The sequence below is a fragment of the Pedobacter vanadiisoli genome (genome assembly GCF_042684385.1).
Taxonomy (GTDB): Bacteria; Bacteroidota; Bacteroidia; order Sphingobacteriales; family Sphingobacteriaceae; genus Pedobacter; species Pedobacter vanadiisoli.
The window spans coordinates 219,841-239,479 of record NZ_JBHULL010000005.1; the positions used below are offsets into that span (position 1 = coordinate 219,841).

Here is a 19,639-nt window from a genome sequence, read left to right on the forward strand (position 1 = left end):
AGACCTAAGCGTCTGCAAATATTCAAATTTTAATTAATATACCCCGATAACTTTTTAAAATACTACAGTTTGAACGAATTAAAATTAACCCTGGATACCGTAAATCCTGCTCACTTTTGGGGGCCTAACAACGAGAATTACGAAATGATTAAAGGTGCTTTCGCAAAGTTAAAACTGGTAGCGAGAGGCAGTGATGTTAAGGTTCTTGGTGATGAACAAGAACTTAAGGCTTTCGAAGAAAAGTTTAACCAACTGATTGCACACCTTGAAAAATATAGTTCGTTGAGCAATAATGATGTAGAAACAATACTCGGTGCAAAGGCAACAGGTGTTGCAAAAAAAGATGCAGAACAACCAACCGGAGGTGGTGGAGAAGTGATTGTTTTTGGCACTAACGGCTTACTGGTAAAAGCAAGAACCGCAAATCAGCGTAAAATGGTAAGCAGTATTGCTAAAAATGACATCCTTTTTGCCATCGGTCCTGCCGGAACAGGTAAAACCTATACAGCAGTGGCTTTAGCAGTTAGGGCTTTAAAAAATAAAGAGATTAAACGGATCATTTTAACACGTCCGGCGGTTGAAGCAGGCGAAAATCTTGGTTTCCTGCCTGGTGATTTAAAAGAAAAGATCGATCCGTATTTACGCCCGCTTTACGACGCGCTGGACGATATGATCCCGGCAGAGAAATTGAAATTCTATATCGAAAACCGCACCATTGAAATTGCCCCGCTGGCATTTATGCGTGGCCGTACTTTAGATAATTGCTTTGTGATTTTAGATGAGGCCCAAAATGCCACTGATATGCAGCTCAAAATGTTTTTGACGCGTATGGGGCCAACTGCTAAATTTATTGTTACAGGTGATGTTACACAGGTAGATTTGCCTAAAAAACAAATGTCGGGATTATTTAACGCCTTAAGGATCTTAGAAGATATTAAAGGAATAGATATTATTTATTTAAGCGGAGAAGACGTGGTGAGGCACAAGCTGGTAAAAGATATCCTGAAAGCCTACGGAGATATTCAGTAGCAAGGTTAAAAGCCTCAAGTTTGCAGTTATTAGGCAAGGAATAAATCTTTTTTCATTTAATGGTTAAAACATATGGAAAGTATTTTTTTTGAGAATGATCTTAGCCTTTCTTTTGAGAAATTGCCGCATACTATTCGGTTAATTGTTTCAAAAAGCAACGAGGAGTGGGTTTGCAGGAAAGAAAAGCTTAAAAATTTGTTGACATTTATTGATATTGATGAGGCCCATGCTTTTAAAGGACGACTTCAGCTCGTTAAATCGGATAACCAAATCAAGATTCAGGTTAAAAATAAACACGTGGGTAGCACTACAGTAGAAAAATTTAAGCAAGCATTAAGTAATCTGAAATAAAGAATCCCGCAGTTTATGCACTGCGGGATTCTTTATCGTATTTTATGTTTGTGCCTCATATTCCGGTCTTGGGGTTAAAGACTTTCGGGCTTTCCGACTTTTTTCCTATTTTTACGTCCTCATGAAAGCACTAAAAGAAACCCATTTCAATTTCCCGAATCAAAGTAATTTTTACAAAGGAAAAGTACGTGATGTATACACAATTGCCGATCAATTGATGGTGATGGTAGTATCTGACCGTATTTCTGCCTTTGATGTTGTATTGCCAGAGGCTATTCCTTTTAAAGGGCAGGTTTTGAATCAGATTGCAGCTAAATTTTTGTCTGCTACAGAAGATATTGTTCCGAACTGGGTTTTAGCTGTTCCGGATCCAATGGTAACAATCGGGCGAATCTGCGAGCCTTTTAAAGTAGAAATGGTTATCAGGGGGTATTTAGCCGGACATGCGTGGAGAGAATACAGCGCAGGAAGACGCTCTGTTTGTGGCGTTGCATTGCCTGAAGGTTTGAAAGAAAATGATAAGCTGCCACATCCCATTATTACACCAACAACAAAAGCTTCGGTAGGGCATGACGAGGATATCTCAAAAGAAGATATTTTAGCCAAAGGCATTGTTTCTGTTGCTGATTACGAAAAATTGGAAGAATATACCTATGCACTGTATCAGCGCGGAACAGAGATTGCATCCAAAAGCGGATTAATCCTGGTAGATACAAAATATGAATTCGGTAAGGCCGATGGCGTAATTTACCTGATTGATGAAATTCATACTCCAGATTCGTCGCGGTATTTTTATGCCGAAGGTTATGAAGCTCGTCAAAACAACAATGAACCACAGAAACAGCTATCTAAAGAATTTGTACGTAAATGGCTAATCGAAAACGGATTTCAGGGCAAAGACGGACAAGTAGTCCCAAAAATGACACCCGAAATTGTAGACTCTATTTCTGAGCGTTATATCGAACTTTACGAGCATATTGTAGGAGAGAAGTTTATAAAAGCCGATGCTGATGAGATTTCGAGCCGTATCGAAAGCAATGTATTAAAGGCTCTAGAAACTTTATAAAATCCGGAAGAAATTTATACATTAGTGCAATAAAGATTAGAGAGATGAAATTTTCAGTAGATAAACACGATAAATATGTAAGCCTGAGTTTAGAAGAAACCAAGTTTACCAACGATAATGCACCTGGTTTAAAATCTGAGCTGTATTTACTTAATGCAGAAGGTTTTAAAAATATTATAGTTGATCTTAGCCATGTTACCGAATGTAATGATGCGCAAGATTTGAGCAGTTTATTGGTTGGCGACAGGCTTTGCAAAGCAGCCGGTGGATTGTTTATCGTAACCGGAATCAGCGATGAACTGGCTACAATTATAGAATTATCAAACATATTCCAATCTGTAACGTTTGTTAATACAATAGAAGAGGCAACCGATTTCATCTTTATGGATGAACTGGAAAAAGAATTCAGAGGCGCTAAATAATCTATATTATCCAATAATACTATGGCCTCGTAGTTTTTAAAAATCTACGGGGCTTTTTATATCTCATCATTATGAAGTTTGAAGTTACCATTTTAGGAAGCAGTTCAGCCACTCCTGTTTTTAACCGGAATCCATCGGCACAGCTTTTAAATTGTAACGAAAAATGTTATCTAATTGATTGTGGCGAAGGTACACAGCAACAATTGGCCAAATTTAACTTGAAGGCGGCGCGGATAGATTATATTTTCATCAGCCATTTACACGGCGATCATTATTTTGGATTGATAGGACTACTTTCAAGCTTGCATTTAAACGGAAGGGTAAAACCTATACAGATATTCGGTCCCAAGCCTCTGTTAGAAATCCTCGAGATCCAGTTTAAATACTCCGACACCGTTTTACGCTACCCCATCTCATTTTTTCCAATTGAGGCAGATGAACCGAAGCAGATTTTTGAAAATAGCGATCTGATCGTAAAAACCATAATTTTAAATCATCGTATTCCAACTACGGGGTTCATTTTTCAACAAAAGAAAAGGCAGCGCAAACTCATCAAGGAAAAAGCAGACCAAGTACCTATGGCTTACTATACTGCATTAAAAAAAGGAATTGATGTAGAACTTCCTAACGGTGATATTTTGCGTAGTAATGATTATACCACGGAAGCCGATCCTCCACGCTGTTATGCTTATTGTTCTGATACTTTATTTGATGAGAAGTACTTTCCTGTCATAAAAGATTGCGATACGCTATACCACGAAGCCACCTTTATGCATGACCTTTTAGACCGCGCGGTTGAAACACACCATACCACAGCTTTACAAGCAGGAGAGGTGGCTAAAATTACCGGGGCAAAGAAATTATTAATCGGGCATTTTTCTTCACGTTATAAAACTTTACAGATGCTTTTGGAAGAAGCGCAGTCTGTTTTTGAAAATACAGAACTGGCAGTAGAAGGGAGAACCTTTCAGCTTTAGAGATATTATTTTTTACCACAGAGTATACTAAGGCATACACGAAGAGTTACAGGGTTGGCGGCAAAATAGTTGTTAATACAATCTGCGGGATCTAATCAGAGATTTTCCCGCTGATAACGCAAATCGTCGCTAAATTAATTCTATCTAACTTACATTTTTCGATAGTTTAAGACCATCATGGCATTCAGGATGACTAAAGAATAAAATATTAATATTCAATCTTCCGTGCTGTCTGTGCATGTGTGGCAAAAAAGCAGGTACATAAATTAAAAAACCATAAAAAAAGCCTTACCATTTAAAAATGTAAGGCTTTCAACTTGATTAAAATTAATTACTTATCTTTTTTGTTTCCGCCTCCGAATACAGAGAAGTGTACATAACGTTTAGGATTTGCCTTTAAATCGATCATTAACTCATCCAGATTTTTGGAAGCGTTATTTAAATTCTGATACATTTTATCATCGTTCAGCAATAAGCCTAAACTACCTTTTCCATTCTTAATACCCGAAATTACACTTTGTAAATCGGCAATGGCATTGTTTGCGTTATCTAAGGTCTGTTTAAAATTAGCAGCAGCAAACTTATCAGTAACCGTGTTGATATTGGCCAAGATATCGGTAATTTTTTGGTTATTGTTATTTAAATTAGCAGTAATACCTTCAACATTCTTAAGAATTGCCTGAATACGTTTACTTTCTGATCCTACCAGGCCATCAACCTTTTTAGAAGTAGTTTCTAACGAAGCCAATGTACCTGCAATGCTGTTAAAACTTTTATCTACATTTTTTTGGAAGTTAGGGTTCAATATGGAATTAACACTGCTCAAAATCGAATCCATTTTGCCAATAATCAATTCAGCTTTTTTCTGTACCGGCTGAACCTGCTCCATTAATCCTTTTTCTACGTTGGCATTTAGGGTGTAACCATCCTCAGCCATTTTTTTGGAGTTACCTAATGACATCACAATTGCTTTACTTCCCAATAAATCCGTACCCTCTAAACGGGCAATACTATTTTCAGGAATTTCATATTTGCTGTTGATGCTCAAAGTAGCCAAAATAGTGCCGCCTGGTTCCAATTGCAGTTTTGCTACCCGGCCAATCTGGTAACCGTTAATTAGTACCGGTTTAGAAACCGTCAAACCATCAACCCTTGTATATCTTGCAAATAATGTTGTTTCGCTTGAGAAAATGGAATTACCCTTTAAAAAATTATATCCAATAATTAGTAAAGCTATCGCAAATGCAGCTAAAATACCTACTTTGGTCTCGTTCTTAATCTTCATAAGTGTTTTTATTTAGTGGCTGCAGATTAATTTTTTTAGAATCTGCTGGAGCGCAATTTTTTTAGGTTAAACTCTATATATACACAAAGTATACGCAATTGTTTGTCTGGTCCCTGTTTATATTTTTTGTAAAGTTAAAATAACTATCATTTATAATGCCACTTATTTAACCTCAATATTTTTTTTGTATGTTTTTATTGCTTCTAAAATAGAATCAGCGATCTCGTTTTGTCCATTTTGCGAATTAATGTATTTTTCCTCCTCCGTATTCGAGATAAAACCAACCTCTGTTAAAACGGCAGGCATGCCACAGCGCTGCAATACCAAAACTCCCTGTTCTTTAACTCCACGGCTCAAGCGCTTATCTCTGCTGATATAACTGTTCTGTATTAATTTGGCAAATTTAATACTTTTATCTCTGAAGGTATTTTTTAAAAGCGACAAAAGAATAAAGCTACTTGGATCGGCCGGATCATACCCATCGTACTTGCTTTTGTAATTCTTTTCCAATTTAATATCCGCATTCTCCCTTATAGCTGCATCCTGTTCTTTTAAACGATGCGAACCTGCAACCAATGTTTCTACTCCTTTAATATGCTTATTGCCTGGAGGCATTGAATTACAGTGTACTGATATAAAAAGATCTGCATTGGCTTCGTTTGCTATTTCAGCACGTCTGTACAAATCAACATCTATATCTGTTTTGCGCGTGAAAATTATTTTAATATTGGGCATTTCCTCCTTCAGCAATGCACCTAATTTTAATGCGATCTTCAACGAAACATCTTTTTCCTTTGAAAAACTACCAGAAGCTCCCGGTTTTCTCCCCCCATGTCCCGGATCAATCACAATTGTTTTGATCCTATAACCCTGAGCTGGCACTTTTTCAGTAACCAGTAACGAAAGTAAAAGTATGGTAATCAGAAGTTTAATCTTCATTCATGAAGGATATTAAAATGATGTTTCAGCTATTCGTTTATAATTTTTAATTGCTTTAATGATTCCCCTTACGATTTCATTTTGTCCTTCAGCAGAGTTCATGTAATCTTCTTCCTCCGGATTGCTCACAAAACCTATTTCAGTTAACACCGCGGGCATAGCTGCACGGGCCAATACCGCGAGGCTTTTCTCTTGCACACCCCTGTTGATACGGCCGGCATTAACATATTCCTGTTGAAGCATTGAAGCAAACTTTAAACTCCTATCTCTATTGGTTTGTTTCATTAAAGATAACATAATGTCGCTTTCAGGTGTGTTAGCAATAAATCCTTCATAATTTTTCTGGTAATTGTCTTCCAAAAACATAGAGGCATTCTCCCTCTTAATTACTTCATCCTGTTCGCCTAAACGACCGGTTCCGGATACAAAGGTTTCTGTTCCTCGTGTTGAAGTGCTTTTGGAAGTAACCGTTCTGTAAACCGGTACTTTCCTGCCTCTTACTTTTTTGTAATAATCAACAACTCTCGATACCCTAACAGGCATATCATTTAAGTGAATGGAAATAAATAAATCGGCCTTTGCGTTATTTGCAATATTAATACGCTCATATAAAGGGATAAATACATCCGACTCGCGGGTATAAATAACCCTGATATCTTTCAAACTATCCTGGAGCGCACGGCCAAGGTTCAATGCTGTTTTAAGCGCCACATCTTTTTCCTTGGAATACAGGCCATGTGTAGCACCGTCCTTACCACCGTGACCGGCATCAATCACGATTGTTTTAATTTTATATTCTTGCGCAAACAACTGATTATCAACTGCATTTGATAACACTAAATAAATAATAATTGTTAAAATAGATTTAAGATACATCAATGGTATATTTTTCACTAATTTTGAACGTTTTTGATTAAACATATGTGCAAAAATAACATTCAAATACGAATTTGAAACTTCTTAAGAGCTCTATTTTACTAATTTCTGTCATTTTATTAACACTTGTTGTTGGTAAAGCTAACGCATTTTCGCGATTTTCATTGCAACAGATAATCAAACTGGATACTACCAAAAAGGATAAGTCTAATAAGACCGGCAAAAACAATAGCAGTCTCGACCAGAAAGTAGAATACAAGGCGAATGATTCGGTTAAAATGAGCGCTGATAAAAACATTGTTTATTTATATGGAAACGCAAGGGTTGTATACGGTGATTTTGAGTTGGATGCAGGTTATATCAGATACGATAAAAAGCAAAATTCGATTTTCGCCCGTGGTGTAAAAGATCCGAAAACCGGCAGGTACGCCGGAAGACCAATCTTCAAATCGGGCACAGATGGAACAGCAATTGCCGATTCTATTTTTTACAATTCAGAAACAACCAAGGCTAAGGTATATGGGGTTTTCTCCGAGCAAGAGGGAGGTTTTTTCTCTGGCGGACAGAGTAAAAAACAAATAGATGATGAACTGCACATTAAAAATGTAATGTACAGTACCTGTAATCTTCCGCACCCACACTTCGGATTAATGATTTCGAAAGGAGTGGTAACCGAGAAACAGATTATTACAGGGCCGGTTTACATGATTATTGAAGATATTCCGACTTTTTTGGGTCTACCTTTTGCTTTTTTCCCAAAACAAAATAAAAGAACATCTGGTGTTATACTTCCCACCCCCGGTGAAGATGCAACAAGAGGCTTCTTTCTACAAAACGGTGGTTATTATATCGGATTGAACGATTACTGGGATGCCAAACTGTTAGGTTCCATCTATACCAATGGCTCTTATGAAACAAATTTACTGAGTAATTACACCAAAAGGTATAAATATAATGGTAATATTAATTTAGCCTACGCTAGTTTTAAGGATGGCCTTGAAGGCACCGAAGCTTTTAAAAACCCTACCAAAAACTTCAGCATCAATTGGAGCCATAGTCAAAATGCCAATGCCAATCCCGGTACCACATTTAGTGCCAGTGTAAGATTGGTGTCGACAGGTAGAAAAGGATACTATAAAAATACAGCAGCAGGTACTACCTACGATATTAATACCATCGCTACCAACTCAACCAGTAGTAGTATCAGTTATGCAAAGGCCTATTCGAACGGGATGAACTTCTCTTTAGCTGCTTCAAGTGATCAGACTTTAAGTACAAGGGCCATATCGTTAAGGTTACCCGAAATGACCTTTAACGTGCCAACATTTAACCCATTTAGTTCCAAAAATGCTGTTGGAGAGCAAAAGTGGTATCAAAAAATTACGGTAGGTTACAGTTTACAGGGAACCAACCGGATTGATACTTTCGATAGTTTGCTTTTTCAAAATGATGGTTTAAAGCGTTTAAGGAGTGGTTTTTCGCATAACATTCCTATAAATATGTCTTTCACCGCGCTTAAATACCTAAACTTTAGCCTGGGTGGAACCTATAATGAAGTGTGGAATTTCCAGAGTGTAACCAGAAGATATACGAGTTATGCCGATAATACTTATTCTTTCAGGGAAGATACCATCAGTGGGTTTAAAAGAGCAGGCAGTTACAGCTTCTCAACAAGTATGTCTACTAAAATTTATGGAAGAAGAGATTTTAGCCCTACCGGTAAAATACAGGCGTTGAGGCATGTAATGACTCCCAATGTTTCCTTCTCTTACTCTCCTGATTTTACCAAAGCAGGAGCCGGGCCTTTCAGACCGGCAATAGACCAGAATGGTAATCAAATTTATACCAGCGGGCAACCTTTAAAATATTCTATTTTTGATGGTATGGCACAACCAGGTTCTTTTGGTGGCCCCAATGCATCTATTGGTTTCGGACTGGATAATACAGTAGAATTAAAGGTGAGGAATAAAAACGATACAACCGGAACAGGCTCAAAAAAGATTCCGATTATTCAGGGTTTGAGTTTTAGCGGCTCCTACAACTTCCTGGCCCCATCTTATAAATTATCTACAATTGGCTTTAGTGGCCGGTCGCAGTTTACCGATAAGCTAGGGATAAACTATAACGGAACATTAGATCCCTATGCTTTAAAAGACACAACGGTTAACGGCCAGATCATGAAAATAAGAGAAGACCGCTTATTTTTCCAAAAGAATAAATTTCTGCCACGTTTAACCAATTTTGGTTTCTCATTTGACTACAGTTTAAACCCAGAGGCATTAAAACGTAAAAATGCGGCAAACGATAAATTGGGAGAGGCAGCAAACAAAAAAGGAATGACGGATATACAATCGGAGCAGTTGGCTGCCATAAGCCGCGACCCGAATGCTTTTGTTGATTTTAACATTCCATGGAATTTCTCGTTCTCCTACAGCTTTCAATATGCGAACGATGGGAATATCAGTACAATATCGAATACGCTAAATTTCAATGGCGATGTTAATTTAACCCCTAAATGGAAAGTTACATTTAATTCGGGTTACGATTTCAAGAATAATGGTTTAACGCCAATGAATTTAGCCATTTACCGTGATCTGCACTGCTGGGATATGAGTGTAAACTGGGTTCCATTTGGCGCCTATAGAAGTTACTCTCTGACCATAAAAGTTAAGGCATCGATATTACAGGATTTGAAATTGAGCAAAAGACAAGGTTTTTACAATACATACCGATAAATTTATGCTAGCCGAAATTATTACCATTGGCGACGAGATTCTCATTGGCCAGATCGTTGATACAAACTCTGCCTGGATGGCAAAGCAGTTAAATTTAATTGGTGTTTCCGTTAAACAGATTACTTCTGTTTCTGATGATGAGCAACATATTTTGGAAGCGCTCAAACTTGCCGAAAACCGTGCAGATATTGTTTTAATTACTGGTGGATTAGGGCCAACCAAAGATGATATTACCAAGAAAACTTTGGCAAAATATTTTAACATGGGCTTTCGTAATGATGCCGGTGCATTGGAAATGGTTCGTCAGATTTTCGAAAAATACAAACGCCCTTTATTGGATGTTAACATTGCACAAGCTGATGTTCCGGATGGTTGCGAGGTTATTGTAAACAAAAATGGCACTGCCCCATGTATGTGGTTTGAGCAAAATAACACTATTTTTATATCGATGCCCGGCGTACCTTACGAAATGATGTACCTGATGGATGATGAGATTCTGCCCAGAATCAAAACCAGGTTTAAGCTGCCGTTTATTGTGCATAAAACAATACTTACAGCAAATATAGGTGAATCATTTTTAGCCAAAGAGATAGAGGAAATAGAGAATAGCCTTCCAGTACATATTAAACTGGCTTATCTGCCAAAATTAGGCCATGTTCGTTTACGTTTATCGGCCAAAGGAGATGATGAAGCAAAACTAAAAGCAGAAGTTGAAGTTTATGCCCGACAGATTATTACCAAAGTAAATAAGTTTGTAGTAATTGATGAAGATATTGCCCTTGAAAAAGCGATACTGAACCTCATGGAAAGTAAGGGTTTAACTCTATCGACAGCAGAAAGTTGTACAGGTGGTTATATTGCACATTTAATTACCCAACATCCGGGCTGCTCATCAGTATATTGGGGCGGGGCAGTAGCCTATGCTTACGAGTTAAAAGAATCTATCCTGGGTGTAAAAGCGCATACGCTAAGCACTTTCGGCGCCGTAAGTGAACAAACCGTTACAGAAATGGCCGAAGGTGCAATAAAACATTTTAAAACCGATTATTCCATTGCTGTAAGCGGCATTGCCGGTCCGGATGGAGGAACAGCAGATAAACCGGTAGGTACGGTGTGGATTGCAATTTCTTCCAAAAAGAAAACTGTAGCTAAAGTGTTTAATTTCAGCAATAAACGTATTCAGAACATCGAACGTTCGGCAGTATCAGCACTAACCATGCTATTAAATCTACTTAAAGAAACAGTTTAGAAAGAATAAAAACTGTATTTTTGCAGCGTTACCAATATAAAATACTGTAATTTAATATGGCTCAATACGAACTATTGTTACCAAAAATGGGTGAAAGTGTTGCGGAAGCAACCGTGATTAAATGGGTAAAACAACCAGGTGATGCAATCGATTTAGATGATACCATCCTGGAAATCGCTACTGATAAGGTAGATTCTGAAGTTCCTTCACCTGTAGCAGGCAAATTGGTAAAACAGTTATTCAAGGAAAACGATATTGCCCAGGTTGGCGATGTAATTGCCATTATAGAAACCGAAGGAGGGGATCATCTTCCCCTTGAAACACCTGTTGCTGAAATACCTGTCATAGAAGAAAAAGCAGAAACTATTCCAGGCATTGAGCAGCTTCCGTCAGAAAATAAAGCTGCAGCAGCTGATTTTAGTTCATCAGACCGTTTTTATTCCCCTTTGGTTAAGAGTATTGCAGCCCAGGAAAATATTTCACTAACTGAGTTAGATGCAATTAAAGGTTCTGGTGTTGATGGACGGTTAAATAAGGATGATTTATTGAATTATATTGCTAATAGAAATGACGGAAGCGTAATTAGAGCACAAACAGTTATTTTGTCTCCACCACCTCCGGTTGAAAAATCAAGCGAGCCTAAACCAGATGTTCAGCATGCAGCACAGCCGGCTGTTGCCAGTAAACCATCTACCACATCTGTTAGCGGTGGGGATGAAATTATAGAAATGGATAGGATGCGTAAACTGATCGCCGATCACATGGTAATGAGTAAAGCTACCTCGCCGCATGTAACCTCTTTTGTTGAAGCCGATGTAACCAATATGGTTTTGTGGCGTAATAAAGTGAAAAACAGCTTCGAGAAACGTGAAAATGAAAAAATAACATTTACGCCAATATTTGTAGAGGCTGTGGCGAAAGCAATAAAAGATTTCCCGATGATTAATGTTTCGGTTAACGGAACACAGATCATCAAAAAAGGTAATATCAATATCGGTATGGCTGCTGCTTTACCGAGCGGGAATTTAATTGTTCCGGTAATCAAAAATGCCGATCAGTTAAACCTGGTGGGCTTAACCAGAGCAGTTAACGATTTAGCTACAAGAGCAAGAAACTCTAAATTAAAGCCAGATGAAACGCAGGGTGGAACTTTTACATTGACCAATGTAGGGAGTTTCGGTAATGTAATGGGTACGCCAATTATTAACCAGCCCCAGGTAGCGATCCTTGCAGTAGGTGCCATTAAAAAGAAACCCGCTGTTTTAGAAACTGAACATGGTGACGTGATTGCAATCAGGCACATGATGTTCCTTTCCCTATCTTACGATCATAGGGTAGTAGATGGTTCTTTAGGAGGAATGTTTGTGCGCAGGGTGGCCGATTATTTAGAAAGCTGGGACCTGAATAGAGAGGTGTAACCAGTAACAGTTAAAAGTTTACAGTTGGATTGATGCCAACAATTACCAGTTTAACAATTAAGAATGTTAGCTACAAATTTAAAATCGATAGTTTCAGATAACGTATTGCATGCCAAATGGTTAAACACTTTGTCTTATATGGAAAATGCAGGTGCAAAAAAGATTTCGGCTTCTGAGCATAAAGAAGATGTAAACCTGATTATCCTTAAACATGCGGCAGAAGAACACCGCCATGCTTACTATTTAAAGAAGCAAATTTCGAAGGTCGACGAATCGCTTTGTAAAACCTATACAAATGCCGAATTACTTTCGCCAAACCATACTAAATACTACCTGCATGCTTTAGATATTGCAGTTTGCCGTTATTTAAAAGCCGTATTTAATCTTTCGGGCTACGACTTAAAGTTTGCGGCATATTTATTTGTTACTTACGCCATTGAAGTACGTGCCGACGAGCTTTATCCAATATACCAAGCCGCTTTAGATGAGGTAAAAAGCAAGGTGAATGTAAAATCGATTATCTTAGAAGAAGAAGGGCATTTGGAAGAAATGATGAACCAATTGGTTAGCTTTTCTAAAGATTGGGAAAGCCATGCCGCTGAGGTAATCAAAATTGAAAAAGCTTTATTTGAAGATTGGGTGGCTGCCTTAACTGCAGAACTGCCAATAAGTGCTTAAATAAATAATCGACCGTCAAATTCGTCATTTCGAACGGAGAGTAACGCAGTTGAGAAATATAAAATAGATCTCTCCATTTCGCTATGCTTCACTCAAGATGACGGATTTTTCATTTAAAACCAATCCGGTTCATTCTTGTTTATAAATAAAGGCAAATATCATGGCTAAATTTTCAGATTTGATTAACGGGGATAAACCAGTTCTGGTAGATTTTTTTGCCGAGTGGTGTGGTCCATGCAAAATGATGAAACCGATTCTGGAACAATTAAAATCACAGGTAGGCGATTCAGTATCGATTATTAAAGTTGATATTGATAAGAACCAATCCGCTGCTTCATCGTTCAATGTGCAGAGTGTTCCTACTTTAATCCTTTTCAAAAAAGGAAAACAGGTATGGAGGCAAAGTGGTGTGGCACAGGCAGCACAGCTGAAACAGGTTATCGATGCTAATCGATAGCTTTGTAATTGTAAATTAGCTTTCTTAATGCTTCGTTTTGATCTTCAGGACTGATATTGAATTCTTTATTTAATATTTCTTTTATGGAGGTATAAGTCATTATTCGCTTTAGTCCGTTTATTTTATCCCGATCATAAGCTAACTGGCAAAACATTCCAAGTATTGTACTATTGGGGTTGGTATAATTATCCATAAAGTAAAAATTATCCAGTTTACCCAAATCTATTGTTTTATGGTTCATTAAGTAATCCTGTAAACGCTTAATATGCCATTTAAGTGGGTGCCCCATTGAACCACCATAAAATACTGCCAATCCTTCGTTTAGCGGAGAATGCTTATGCATCGGATTTAGGTAAATATGAACCACCTCATGAAAATAATTCTCGCCGCTTCCGGCACAATAAACAATATTATCAGTTTGATTTGAAATACCGGTGGGTTTGTCTGCATTTCCTAAGCCCAATGTAAAATCGAAACCTCTTATAAATTGAATTTCATCATATGTTGATGTGTAAAAATACTTAATCTCAATGGGAGAGGTGCTCCAGTCATTTTCCAGTTTTTTAAGCTGATTAATTAACTCATCTGCCCTGGCACTATTAAATTTTATCTTTTTCGGATAAAAAAAAGTAACATTCCTAACTTTTTTAGATGCCCATTGATCAATGGAGTATTGGTAAGGTGTAATAAATTCCAAATGTTTCGATTTCGTCTTCTTTACATAGTGATTAGAATTATACAACAAATTGTAGTTTTTAAGAGAGTCTATCCAGCCACCAGTAGCTTTAAGGATAAATAGCGAATCGGATAAGGGCTTCACATAAAAAATAGTTTTTACCGTTGCCATAGAAACAGTTGGATAATCGCCGCCGATACCGTAAACTGATGGATCGGGGATTTTAAAGTTTTTACAGTCTTCTGCTGACCAATATTTATTAAAATCTGGTAATTTTTTACCTTTAAAATCGCCCAAATAATTTTGATAGAATTGAATAACTTCTTTTATCCTTACATCTGTTGTATCTACTCCAGGATTTATGTATGCCTTTTGAGCATTAGCTGAATAACTGAGAGCGATGAGAAATAGGCCGAAAATCAGGCGTCGTAAAAACATTCTGCTAATATAAAAGTTTTCTACACCTCCAAAACACTTTTAGGTGTTACAGCAAATATTCTTTCGCTAGCTTTAGGATAAATATTATATAAGCCCGTAAATAAGCTAAAAGCAGGCAAAAGAGCATATTCCTTTCCAAAATAAAAACAAGGGAATTTTAATCTTTGCTTTGCTTTTCCAACAATGGTAACGCCCGGATGGATATGGCCACTGATGGGATATAATTCTTCTTCTGTATAATTTGGCGCTTGATGTATAAAACAAAATGGCCCTAAGCAAAAACTAGACTCATGTATATCGATATCCATTGCAGCATAATTCGCATCGGAAAGCCTGTCGTGATTTCCCTTTACCAATAAAAAATTAAGTTCCTGATATTGCTTTTTCCAGGCAGAAAATTCATCAATATCGGTATTCAAACCATGATGGAACATGTCTCCGTTAATTAACAGTGTTTTGGGATGGTATTGCTTAATTAATAAACTTAAACGTTGCAAATCGGTTTGCGCAATGGTAGCAGGCACCTGCAAACCTGCCTGACGGAAATGTGCCGATTTGCCCAGATGAATATCACTAATGGCCAGAAGTTGGTGTTTAGGCAAAAATAAAGCCCTTTCTTTATCTAAAATTAGTTTTTCACCTTGGCAAGTAATGGTCATTTATTTGATGTTATTGTTATCCTGGGCTTGTCTAAGGATCTTTTAGTTCGTCAGGCCACAGGCCAAGTATATCTATTTAATTTTCTCTGATTCAGCCTTCATCCTGGCAATCCGCTGTTCCAATTCCTCCGAACTCATATTCTCTCTTAAACTGTCAACCTTAATCGGAAAAGAGAGTGGCGTAAAACTCTTTGGATGGGTAATAATAATTGCTCCATGCTGAATTCTTTCTAAAGCGGCTGCTAACCTGGGTTCTTCCAGCTGCTGATAAAAAACCTCATCGTAAGCCTGTCGCAAAAGTAAATTATGTTTGTCGTAATCGCTAAAAACATTAAAAAACAAACCTGCCGATGACTGGAGGTGTTTATTTGCTACGTATTTTCCGGGGTACCCTTGAAAAACCAATCCTGAAATACAGGCAATGTCTCTGAATTTCCGCCTTGCCATTTCCGTAGCGTTAATGCTTAAAGTAATATCTTCCGTTAAATTTTCAGGAGAGAAAACTTCGTAGGCAATCGATTCATCCATAGGAATTTCCGTTTCACTTAAAAGCTCGAAACCATAATCGTTCATGGCAATAGAGAAACTGATTGGCAGCAATTTACTTAACCGATAAGCTACAAGAGCCGCCAAAACCTCATGCACCAGGCGCCCTTCAAAAGGATATGCAAATAAATGAAAACCTTCCTTGTTGTTGATCAGCTCAATTAACAATTCGTCGTTTCGAGGTACATGAGAACGTTTCTCCTGTAATAAAAATAATGGGTAAACAGAATCCAATTCCTCATCCTGGTGGGTTTTATTTAAAGCCTCATTATATTTTTTTCTTAAAACTGACCCTAAATTGGAAGATAACGGCAAACGCCCGCCGTTCCAGCTTGGCGAAATGGCGTTTTTTTGCTTGCTTACCCTTACCACAACTGTCATGTCTTTTACCTGGATAAATTCCAGAACCCTCCCGGCCAAACGGAAGTTATCACCAGCTTTTAAACGGGTAATAAAATATTCTTCCACCATGCCGATGTATCCACCCGAAATGAATTTCACTTTTAACATCGCATCACTAACAATGGTTCCGATGTGCAAACGGTGGCGCATAGCCAGCTGGCGACTTTTAACCTTCCAAAGTCCATCCTCTTTCTCTACCTTTTTAAATTCGGTATACGCACTTAAGCTATCGCCACCCGAGGTAATAAACTGCATTACCCAGTTCCATTCTTCGTGAAGAATATGTTTGAAAGCATGGGTGTTTTTGATTTCATTGTAAATAATTTTGTCATCAAATCCATCGCCTACGGCCAATGTAACCAGGTATTGAACCAGGGTGTCAAATACCATGATAAACGGTTCACGGCTTTCTATATTGTTGGTTTTGGCAGCTTCCTTAATGGCAGCAGCTTCTACCAGTTCTAAGGCATGGGTGGGTAAGAAATAAATTTTAGAAGTTTCGTGCGGGGAATGGCCTGAGCGACCTGCTCTTTGTAAAAAACGGGCTACTCCCTTTGGCGAACCTACCTGAACTACGGTGTCAACGGGTTTAAAATCTACGCCCAAATCTAACGATGAAGTGGCAATAACTGCTTTGAGCTGTCCGGTATGCAGCGCATCTTCAATCCAGTTACGGAGCTCGAAATCTATAGATCCGTGGTGTATGGCAATACGTCCGGCCAGTTCAGGTTCGATATTCAGCAGATGCTGGTACCACATTTCGGATTGCCCCCTGGTATTGATAAAAATTAAGGTAGTTTTACTTTTCTCAATAATCGGTAATAGCTTATAAGCCAGTTTTAAACCTAAGTGCCCGGCCCAGGGCAATGTTTCAATATCATCAGGTAAGATTGATTTGATCTGGATCTTCTTTTCCAGATCGGCTTTAACAATAGTTCTTTTGGCTTCTAAATCTGGTGCTAAGACATCCAAAGCCTCATCGATATTACCGATGGTAGCCGATATTCCCCAAATCCTTAAAAACTGATTTTTTTCCAGTTTTTGCAGTCCTTTGATCCGCGAAATGGCTAACTCAACAAGCACCCCCCGTTTACTGCCCAAAAGTTCATGCCATTCATCAGCCACAATGCATTTAAGATTCCGGAACAGGGTGGAAGAGCCTTTTTGTGCCAGTAACAAGTGCAGGCTTTCCGGGGTAATCAATAAAATTTCCGGCATCGATTTTTTCTGCTGTACTTTTTCAGCCTGCGAAGTATCGCCATTGCGTACGCCTACATACCAATCCAGCTCCAGTTCAGATAAAGTTTCGCGCATTGCCCTTGCAATATCTTTTGCCAGGGAACGTAGTGGCGTAATCCAGATCAACTGTAAGCGGTCTTTTGCTTTTTTATTGCTGGCTTCCGATGCGTTTAACGCCTCAATCACTACAGCCAGGAAAAGGGAAAAAGTTTTTCCGAAACCTGTAGGCGCGTTTACCAAACCGCTATAACCGTTAAGATAATATTGCCAGGCATCTTCCTGAAACTGAAAAGGCCTGCGTTTATTAGCCTTTAACCAGGTTTTTATCTTTTTATAACCTTTGGTTTTGGTTTGATCCATGCCTAATGTTTATCCTTTTTTGATTTTATATTGATCAGTTTAGTTTTTTGAAAAGCAATAACAGTGCGCTTTGGGTTACAGCAGTCCCGCCATATGCTTTACCTTTTTTGTGATTATCCTTAAATGTTAATTATCAATAACAAAAAAGGGTATCGCTGCTGTCGGGTTTAAATAGCGAGGCAAACCTACATAACTAAATCTGACTCCCCGGTCTGTGTCTCAAAACCTGCGAGGTTTAATGGTGCCCTACAAGGTTGACTGCAACAATTGCCTTAAATCCTCCAAGGTATTAATTTCATCTGCCTTTTTATCCTTTCGCCACCGCAATATACGTGGAAAACGTAAAGCTAAGCCTGCCTTGTGCCGTTTACTTTCTGCAATTCCTTCAAAAGCAATTTCGAAAACCAGTTCAGGCTTTACCGTACGCACCGGGCCGAATTTCTCAATCGCATTGCGGGTTACAAAGCTGTTTACTTCTTTAATTTCCTTATCCGTTAATCCAGAATAGGCTTTTGCAATTGTAACGAGGTTTTCTCCATCACGAACAGCAAAAGTATAATCGGTAAAGAAATTGGCCCTTCTGCCACTTCCTTTTTGAGCATAGATCATCACTGCATCAACCGTATAAGGATTGATTTTCCATTTCCACCAATCACCTCTTTTTCGGCCACTGTGATAATGAGAACTCAATTTTTTGAGCATAATTCCTTCACTGTTGATCGATCTCGAAGTTTGTCTTAAATCAGCCAATTCTTCCCACGAGTTGCAATCGATTACGGGCGATATCATCACCGGACTTCCTTCTAAACCACGCATCAGTTGCTCAAGTATCTTTCTTCTTACGCTTAAGGGTTCCTCTCTAAAATCTTTTGCTTCATATTCTAAAACGTCATAAGCAAAAAAGCCGATAGGAGCATCTTCCAACTGTTTTTTACTGATCGTTTTACGGTTTAAGCGTTGCTGCAGGGTGCTGAATGATAACACCTGCTTATCTTGCACCGCCAGTATTTCACCATCTAAAACCACGCCATCGGGCAAAACATCGATCATAAAATGCAGTTCAGGAAATTGTTCTGTAACCAGCTCTTCACCGCGGCTCCAGATAAAAAGCTCGCCGTTCCTTTTTACAAGCTGCCCACGGATGCCATCCCATTTCCATTCAGCCTGCCACTCCGAAATATCGCCCAGTTTTTCAGGTTCCTGTTCTAAAGCATAAGCCAGGCAAAAGGGGTAAGGCCAGGAATTATCGGTATTTACATGGATACCATTAATCAGTTCATGAAAAGTGATGGTATAAGGATCCCATTTGCCCATAATGCTATGCATAATCTGGGCGCTGTCCAAACTGCTTTGTTTGGCCAATGCATTTACCAGCAATTTATTGGAAACACCTATCCTGAAATTTCCGGAAATCAGTTTGTTAAAAATAAAACGTTCCTGGGTTTCTAATTTGTTCCAGGCATTTAAAATGAACTCTTTTTTGGTTTCATCATCTTTACCATCGAGATCATGCAATTCTTCGATCCAGGTATGCAATTGAAAATCAGATGTGTGTTCGGCAGGGGGCAGCAACAAAGCAATGGTTTCACTTAAATCGCCAACATTGGCATAACTTTCTGCAAATAGCCATTCGGGAGTTTCGGTAATGGCTATCGCCCAATATTTCAACAGCGCCGATTTAATTGGCCTCTTAGGTTTTTTACCGGTAAATAAGGCAATTACCCATACTTTATCTTTATCGTCGGCGTAATTAAAATAATCAACCAGGGCCTCGATTTTATCGTTGGTCTTATTGCTCAGTTCAAGCTGCTGGATTAGTTTAGCAAAACGTTTCATC

At 38.4% G+C, this 19,639-nt stretch carries 17 protein-coding genes; 10 read left to right on the forward strand and 7 right to left on the reverse strand.

What is annotated here, in order from left to right:
• Positions 1 to 69 precede the first annotated feature (69 nt).
• The 5 genes from ACFSR6_RS04855 to ACFSR6_RS04875 all read left to right on the forward strand — a co-directional run bounded on the left by ACFSR6_RS04855 (position 70) and on the right by ACFSR6_RS04875 (position 3,845).
• Entirely contained in the window at positions 70 to 1,029 is a 960-nt protein-coding gene (locus tag ACFSR6_RS04855; RefSeq protein ID WP_379075704.1) for a PhoH family protein, read from the forward strand.
• Between the two features lie 72 nt (positions 1,030 to 1,101).
• Positions 1,102 to 1,380 carry a hypothetical protein gene (locus ACFSR6_RS04860; protein ID WP_379075707.1) on the forward strand — a complete coding sequence of 93 codons (279 nt, stop codon included), beginning with the start codon at positions 1,102 to 1,104 and terminating at the stop codon, positions 1,378 to 1,380.
• 121 nt (positions 1,381 to 1,501) lie between these two features.
• Complete coding sequence (locus tag ACFSR6_RS04865; RefSeq protein WP_379075710.1) at positions 1,502 to 2,446, forward strand: phosphoribosylaminoimidazolesuccinocarboxamide synthase; 945 nt, start codon at positions 1,502 to 1,504, stop codon at positions 2,444 to 2,446.
• A 44-nt stretch (positions 2,447 to 2,490) separates the two neighbouring features.
• On the forward strand, positions 2,491 to 2,868 hold the full coding sequence (locus tag ACFSR6_RS04870; protein ID WP_379075713.1) for an STAS domain-containing protein: 378 nt from the start codon (positions 2,491 to 2,493) through the stop codon (positions 2,866 to 2,868).
• Between the two features lie 71 nt (positions 2,869 to 2,939).
• Positions 2,940 to 3,845: a ribonuclease Z gene (locus tag ACFSR6_RS04875; RefSeq protein ID WP_379075716.1), complete on the forward strand. Its 906-nt coding sequence runs from the start codon at positions 2,940 to 2,942 to the stop codon at positions 3,843 to 3,845.
• A gap of 331 nt (positions 3,846 to 4,176) precedes the next feature.
• Here the strand turns inward: ACFSR6_RS04875 and ACFSR6_RS04880 are convergent, their stop codons facing one another.
• The 3 genes from ACFSR6_RS04880 to ACFSR6_RS04890 all read right to left on the reverse strand — a co-directional run bounded on the left by ACFSR6_RS04880 (position 4,177) and on the right by ACFSR6_RS04890 (position 6,945).
• Positions 4,177 to 5,130, reverse strand: a complete 954-nt coding sequence (locus tag ACFSR6_RS04880) for an MlaD family protein (RefSeq protein WP_379075718.1) — start codon at positions 5,128 to 5,130, stop codon at positions 4,177 to 4,179.
• Positions 5,131 to 5,292: 162 nt separating this feature from the next.
• Positions 5,293 to 6,069 (reverse strand): N-acetylmuramoyl-L-alanine amidase family protein, encoded by a 777-nt coding sequence (locus tag ACFSR6_RS04885; RefSeq protein ID WP_379075721.1) that lies wholly within the window; start codon positions 6,067 to 6,069, stop codon positions 5,293 to 5,295.
• A 12-nt stretch (positions 6,070 to 6,081) separates the two neighbouring features.
• On the reverse strand, positions 6,082 to 6,945 hold the full coding sequence (locus ACFSR6_RS04890) for an N-acetylmuramoyl-L-alanine amidase family protein (RefSeq protein ID WP_379076151.1): 864 nt from the start codon (positions 6,943 to 6,945) through the stop codon (positions 6,082 to 6,084).
• 164 nt (positions 6,946 to 7,109) lie between these two features.
• On the opposite strand from ACFSR6_RS04890, the gene ACFSR6_RS04895 reads away from it, so the two are divergent.
• The 5 genes from ACFSR6_RS04895 to trxA all read left to right on the forward strand — a co-directional run bounded on the left by ACFSR6_RS04895 (position 7,110) and on the right by trxA (position 13,482).
• Positions 7,110 to 9,680 (forward strand): putative LPS assembly protein LptD, encoded by a 2,571-nt coding sequence (locus ACFSR6_RS04895; protein WP_379075723.1) that lies wholly within the window; start codon positions 7,110 to 7,112, stop codon positions 9,678 to 9,680.
• A 4-nt stretch (positions 9,681 to 9,684) separates the two neighbouring features.
• A complete protein-coding gene (locus ACFSR6_RS04900) occupies positions 9,685 to 10,929 on the forward strand; it encodes a competence/damage-inducible protein A (protein ID WP_379075726.1) in 1,245 nt (414 codons plus the stop codon).
• A 56-nt stretch (positions 10,930 to 10,985) separates the two neighbouring features.
• Positions 10,986 to 12,347, forward strand: coding sequence for a dihydrolipoamide acetyltransferase family protein (locus tag ACFSR6_RS04905; protein WP_379075728.1), 1,362 nt, complete (start codon positions 10,986 to 10,988; stop codon positions 12,345 to 12,347).
• A gap of 63 nt (positions 12,348 to 12,410) precedes the next feature.
• Positions 12,411 to 13,025 carry a hypothetical protein gene (locus ACFSR6_RS04910; protein ID WP_379075731.1) on the forward strand — a complete coding sequence of 205 codons (615 nt, stop codon included), beginning with the start codon at positions 12,411 to 12,413 and terminating at the stop codon, positions 13,023 to 13,025.
• 160 nt (positions 13,026 to 13,185) lie between these two features.
• Positions 13,186 to 13,482, forward strand: a complete 297-nt coding sequence (trxA, locus tag ACFSR6_RS04915; protein ID WP_183760438.1) for a thioredoxin — start codon at positions 13,186 to 13,188, stop codon at positions 13,480 to 13,482.
• Here the strand turns inward: trxA and ACFSR6_RS04920 are convergent.
• The 4 genes from ACFSR6_RS04920 to ACFSR6_RS04935 form a co-directional block, all read right to left on the reverse strand.
• Positions 13,472 to 14,596 (reverse strand): hypothetical protein, encoded by a 1,125-nt coding sequence (locus tag ACFSR6_RS04920; protein WP_379075734.1) that lies wholly within the window; start codon positions 14,594 to 14,596, stop codon positions 13,472 to 13,474. The two genes, trxA and ACFSR6_RS04920, sit on opposite strands and share 11 nt — an antisense overlap.
• Positions 14,597 to 14,616: 20 nt before the next feature.
• A complete protein-coding gene (gene pdeM / locus ACFSR6_RS04925; RefSeq protein ID WP_379075737.1) occupies positions 14,617 to 15,255 on the reverse strand; it encodes a ligase-associated DNA damage response endonuclease PdeM in 639 nt (212 codons plus the stop codon).
• Between the two features lie 72 nt (positions 15,256 to 15,327).
• Entirely contained in the window at positions 15,328 to 17,802 is a 2,475-nt protein-coding gene (locus tag ACFSR6_RS04930) for a ligase-associated DNA damage response DEXH box helicase (protein ID WP_379075740.1), read from the reverse strand.
• 246 nt (positions 17,803 to 18,048) lie between these two features.
• Positions 18,049 to 19,638, reverse strand: coding sequence for an ATP-dependent DNA ligase (locus ACFSR6_RS04935; RefSeq protein WP_379075743.1), 1,590 nt, complete (start codon positions 19,636 to 19,638; stop codon positions 18,049 to 18,051).
• Position 19,639: the final 1 nt, after the last annotated feature.